Origin of the sequence: Blautia sp. MCC283, from assembly GCF_018785565.1 — a bacterium.
Classification (GTDB): domain Bacteria; phylum Bacillota; class Clostridia; order Lachnospirales; family Lachnospiraceae; genus Blautia_A.
Window position 1 is genome coordinate 1 of the sequence record NZ_WQQB01000020.1, and the last position, 4,988, is coordinate 4,988.

5 protein-coding genes and 2 pseudogenes are annotated in these 4,988 nt (G+C 39.7%); 2 read left to right on the forward strand and 5 right to left on the reverse strand.

Annotated elements, in window-relative coordinates; all coding sequences use genetic code 11:
• Positions 1–56 precede the first annotated feature (56 nt).
• The 5 genes and pseudogenes from tnpC to GPK81_RS06980 all read right to left on the reverse strand — a co-directional run bounded on the left by tnpC (position 57) and on the right by GPK81_RS06980 (position 3,235).
• A pseudogene (tnpC, locus tag GPK81_RS17995) lies at positions 57–1,559 on the reverse strand (IS66 family transposase).
• Positions 1,560–1,600: 41 nt separating this feature from the next.
• A pseudogene (locus GPK81_RS06965) lies at positions 1,601–1,942 on the reverse strand (IS110 family transposase); the annotation flags it as partial.
• A 238-nt stretch (positions 1,943–2,180) separates the two neighbouring features.
• Positions 2,181–2,402 carry an IS66 family insertion sequence element accessory protein TnpB gene (gene tnpB / locus GPK81_RS06970; RefSeq protein WP_215706759.1) on the reverse strand — a complete coding sequence of 74 codons (222 nt, stop codon included), beginning with the start codon at positions 2,400–2,402 and terminating at the stop codon, positions 2,181–2,183.
• Positions 2,395–2,787, reverse strand: a complete 393-nt coding sequence (tnpA, locus tag GPK81_RS06975; protein ID WP_215706760.1) for an IS66 family insertion sequence element accessory protein TnpA — start codon at positions 2,785–2,787, stop codon at positions 2,395–2,397. Before tnpA ends, tnpB begins: the two co-directional genes overlap by 8 nt.
• 142 nt (positions 2,788–2,929) lie before the next feature.
• On the reverse strand, positions 2,930–3,235 hold the full coding sequence (locus GPK81_RS06980; protein ID WP_215706761.1) for a hypothetical protein: 306 nt from the start codon (positions 3,233–3,235) through the stop codon (positions 2,930–2,932).
• A gap of 574 nt (positions 3,236–3,809) precedes the next feature.
• On the opposite strand from GPK81_RS06980, the gene GPK81_RS06985 reads away from it, so the two are divergent.
• The gene (locus GPK81_RS06985; protein WP_215706762.1) at positions 3,810–4,451 is read left to right on the forward strand and encodes a DUF6088 family protein; all 642 of its coding nucleotides are present in this window, start codon (positions 3,810–3,812) and stop codon (positions 4,449–4,451) included.
• 103 nt (positions 4,452–4,554) lie between these two features.
• The gene (locus tag GPK81_RS06990) at positions 4,555–4,776 is read left to right on the forward strand and encodes a hypothetical protein (protein WP_215706763.1); all 222 of its coding nucleotides are present in this window, start codon (positions 4,555–4,557) and stop codon (positions 4,774–4,776) included.
• The last annotated feature ends 212 nt before the right edge of the window (positions 4,777–4,988 follow it).

Consider the following 4,988-nt stretch of genomic DNA (forward strand, 5'->3'; position numbering starts at 1 on the left):
GGTGAGAAGCCTGATTTTCAGGCTTGCCACCCTTGCATATCATAGAAGAATCTTATTTACAGACTTTTTCTCACAGTCTCTTCGATCATTACAAAATTCTTGCGGCCAATGGTAAAAGAACGGATTGCCTGTTCTGCATAGTTGTTATCCATCGGGACATTTCCGTCAGATAAGAACACACGGAGATATTCTTCTTGATTTATGCTGTAAGCAAGAGCCTTACCGATCGTGCTATTGTGAGTTATCTGTGAGTACTTCTGTTTTGCCCATGCGAAATAAGCATCCACTTTTTCATAAAGAACAAGCTGACGCTGCTTTTTACGTTCTGTGACAGAGAGGTCATCAAAAGTATTATCCATGTGCATGATCTCCGTGATCATGCTATATGCCTCCTGGGCGATAGACCCTTTGGCAGTGTCCTGACCGACAGATTTTATGAATTCTGCAAAAGGCCTTCTGGCGTGTACCCAGCAGCCTGCGACTTTAAGATCCCGGCGTTCTTTTGCAAGTTTATGGTAGACCTGGTATCCGTTCGTGACTACAGTACCGGAGAAGGTCTTCAGGAATTCACGCGGATGGTCTGAGTGACGGGAAGGCTGCCAGTCAAAGAGGACAATGGGATGGGTTCCGCGTAGTGTCCGGTTCCGGTAGACCCACATATAAGTCTTTTTGCCATTTTTGATCTTCGCATGATTGATCCGCATGACTTTTACCGGTGACTCATCTGCATGTATGACCTTACTGTCATAGATCAGTTCATGGAGACGGTCATAGATCAGGGACAGATATACATCGGCACTTTTGACCACTCAGTTTGCCATGGTATTTGTGGAAAGCTGTATACCATTTGTTTTAAAAGCTTTAGACTGTCGTTCCAGAGGCAGTGCATTTGTATACTTGCCATTGATGATGTAAGCGACCAGTGCAGGGGTAGCAATGCTGTTACGGAAAAGATCCTTTGGTCTTGGGGCTTTCAGGATAGTCCCGTCATTGTTTTTGGAAGTATAGACATGGACATGATGTTCATCCACGATAAATGTTTCCGGAATGATGTGCAGGCGTTTATAAACTTCCGCAGGGAGTTCTTTGTAACCGTCAGGAAATTTTACTGCCAGTTCCCCGTCAGAAAGAGTGTGCTCGATGATACATGCCGGAAGTCCGGACAGATCGGATTCACGTTTGCCGACAGCTTTTTTACGGTGGTAAGACGGAATGATCACTTCCGTGATCGCAGGTTCTTTTGAAGGTTCCTGATTCATGTATTCGGCTTCGTTGAAAGAATCGAAGAGGGATATCTGGCCATCGATATCAGAAACAGCAGATTCAGATCTGCGGCCAAAGAACCGCTGGTTCATGATGCGGATCTGCTCTGTGAGCAGCTCAATCTGCCGGTTATTATCGGAGAGCTGTGCATTGGCATGATCCAGCTGGGACTGCAGGGCAAGGAGCTGATCCTGCAAAGAAGATACGATAATGACAAGAGCTTCTTTGTTGAGAGTATTTAATTGTTCATCTGATAACTGGATCATATCTGGCACCTCCTGCATTGACAGGAACATTATACCAGAACCGGTGGAAAAAGGATACTTTATAAAAATGGCAGGAAGGTAAAAATGACTATGGATGAAAGGCTGGAAAAGAAAGACATGAGAAGGCTTAGACTTTTTCTGTAAAGATTGGTATGTAACGGATTGATAACGTAGGTCGGCAAACCTTTATCAAGAAGAAATCCCAGAAGATTGTAGCTATAGTGTCCAGTGGCTTCCAGTCCTACTTTTACTTTGGTTAAATCATCTGATACGGATTGTATTTTCTGAAATAAGGTTTCGAACCCGTCACGGTTGTTAGAGATGGTAAAGGATTTAAATAATACCTCACAGTCTGAGTTAGTAATGAAGCAGTCGTGTTTATCTTTGGCAATGTCAATTCCAACGTATATCATAAAAATCTCCTTTGAATAAATATTCTGATACTGTTTATAGAACCACTGGTACTCCTTGCAATTGTAACCTCGTTCTAAATAAACCGTCATGCGGTATCTAACTGATTAACAAATATACAAAGAGACTGTGGTTGTAGCCTTTACAAAACCATCAAGTGGTAGGAGCAGGAAAACAATCCACAGTATCTCCAATAGTATAGCATACAGACCTTGGAGAGGGTCTATAAACACTACTATTTTATAATACGAGGAGCAGGAATCCATCGCCTTCCCAGAGAAGCCCTTTGATCCTGGTGGAAGACCTTCCACAGAAAAGGAACAGGGTGTTAGGCACAAACAGGTGCATATGAAACCTGCGTTCGATGATGGCTGCTAGCGAATCGATCCCGAAGCGGAGATCTGTGTATCCGCAGACGATGTAGACACCGGCAAAGTAACTGTGGTCAGCATCTTTAAGCATGGCACACCGCTCTGATGAGCTTGATGAGAAACTCTTCGGAAACAGATGCATCTATTTCGATAGAAATGCCGTTTATCCGCAGTTTTATGTTAGAGTCATTTGAGCGAATCGCGCGATTCGCACGAATGGAACGAATTTCAGGTACTGTTGTTTCTAACGAAGAATCAGAGTCTGAAAGAGCAGGAAGTGAGAGTGGAACGATGTCTGGCAGGGCCTGGTCAACAACTTCTTCCTTGAGAAGATGTTTCCAGTAGTTATAGGTGTGAAAAGAAAGATTGTTCTGTTCGCACCATTGCCGGACAGTAAGGCCGCTGGCTTTCTGATCAGCAAATCTGACGGTCCATTCCTGAAGATGGATCTGGTGAAGTTTTTGTTTTGCATTCATGAGATGATCCTCCTGGATAAAATGAACACGAATCGCGCAAATCGAGCGAATTGTACGAATTCATGTTTAGAAATGTTGCTGGAGCGATTATCTCAGAAATGTGGTAAAATGAACAGGTACTGATTATTGAGGATTGACGAAATTATTGTGACTTTAGAGTTCCATCTTCGTTAAATACCTTTTGATAAAACTGTTCGTCAGTCATTGTAAATGTTCCATTAAGGTATTTATTTCTTTCTTCTTCCGTAGTAAAAAATGAAATTTCCATAGAACTATTTGTATTGAGCCCGTTCTGCATCCCAATTTTACATAAAATATCATCGCACTTTCCCTTGTGGACAGGAACGACTTTAAGAATTTTTCCGTTGTAATCTTTGATTTTTACAAAAAGTCCGTTCTTAACATCTTTGATTTCTTTTTTACATACCGCACATACATAATTTTCCATAATGTTTCTCCTTTTTCATAGCATTTCTAGTTTCCCCGCCATATTTTGGTATATTAAGCATCAGCGTACCCTTGCTAGCATTTTAAAGTTATTTAGCACTTTTTCAGGCTCCATTTAATTTATGAGTAAGTACTTCAAAACATGGCGTAGTGTAAAATAACAGATCTTCTTTTATGATATCTACATTATTGATCGAGGCATTTTTTATGCTTTGTTTTCAGATGACATTGTTCTGGCGGATTTTCTCATTCCATTCTTCGATGCTTCTTCTGCTGGCCTTCAATCCCCGTGCCTGATGTTGCGGCAGTGCCCGCAATACAGTAAAATTCTTCATGTTCTGTCATAACTGTTTTTCTCACAGTTTTTTCTGGTATCATTATACCAGTTTTTAATCTTTTTTTCTACAAAAACGATACATTTGCTTTTCGAGCATAGAATATTTTGTTACTGTCCAGCTAACCTCTGAACAGTAACCATTTCCCCAGCAGGACTTACAATTTTTGATGTTTTGATGTACGATAACAATAAAGAAGTAATATACTTCTAAAAAGTATCAAAAAAGGAGACAGAGAGAATGGTATTAATGAATGATGTGTACAGATATATAGAAAACAATTACCAATTAAATGAACCGATCTTTTTGTCTGAGTTGAATATTCCCGGTATGAAAGCAGTGTCTGTTCGCCAGCAGCTGAAGAAGTTGACTGAATCCGGACGGCTGAAGCGTTTTGATACAGGGATATATTATATTCCCAAGAAGTCAATGTTTCGTTCCGGTTCAACCTTGTCGGTTGATGAAGTTATCAGAAGAAAATATCTGACAGATGGAGAAAATTGCTGTGGCTATGTTGGAGGAATTCTTTTCGCAAACCAACTTGGTATGACAACTCAGGTTCCCAGAGCATATGAGATTTATACAAATAAGGCCACAACGGAGTATCGTGAAACTAAGCTTGCAAATCTGCGTGTGATTTTACGGAAACCATATTGTGCGATAGATGAGAAAAATGCGGTAATGCTTCAGTTTCTGGATTTGTTAAAAGAAATCGTAGATATTTCAGAAGTAGATGGAGAAGAACTGACAAACCGTCTGATTAGTTATATGAAAAAGAAAAGTATTGGATTTGAAAATATGAGGCAGTTTTTGCCATATTATCCAGAGAGAATTTATAAAAATATGTATGAGGTGGGATTATTAAATGGTGTATCTGCATGAGGATAGAGGAAAATTTATAAATGATAAATATCTGTCTATCTGCACCGCCGAATGTAAACGTACCTGATATGATGAATTGTGTCCAAGGGGAGGAAAAATAGACATGGAAGAATACTCTAGAATTATAATTGAAGAATACTGTATGAATCATCCGAAAACAAAGAAAGCTGATTTTTTATGGGAAATGGTGCACATGTCTTATGATGTCGCATGTGAGCCAGATCCTTGGCAATTAATGCGTTTGTCACAATTGATATCAAGAGAAAGAAATCCAGAATTGAGAGAAGCACTGGAAGATTTAGACGAATTTATGAATGGATACTAAAACATCTATAAAAAACTGGCGTTTGCAGGCGCCAGTTAAATAAATAGCAAAACACTTTAAGAAGTTAATTCAAAAAAGATAATACTACTCTGCATTATATGTATAATTGGTTATTTTTATATTATTATTGTTTGTAGGGGCCACGACAAACGCATGAGTAAATAAATTGTGAACACACCCCTTTTCTAGTAAAATAAAAGAAAAAGGGGTGT

Coding starts and splice junctions, on each gene's coding strand:
- tnpB (WP_215706759.1), bottom strand. CDS start 2,402: ATGCTTAAAGATGCTGACCACAGTTACTTTGCCGGTGTCTACATCGTC.
- tnpA (WP_215706760.1), bottom strand. CDS start 2,787: ATGAATGCAAAACAAAAACTTCACCAGATCCATCTTCAGGAATGGACC.
- GPK81_RS06980 (WP_215706761.1), bottom strand. CDS start 3,235: ATGGAAAATTATGTATGTGCGGTATGTAAAAAAGAAATCAAAGATGTT.
- GPK81_RS06985 (WP_215706762.1), top strand. CDS start 3,810: ATGGTATTAATGAATGATGTGTACAGATATATAGAAAACAATTACCAA.
- GPK81_RS06990 (WP_215706763.1), top strand. CDS start 4,555: ATGGAAGAATACTCTAGAATTATAATTGAAGAATACTGTATGAATCAT.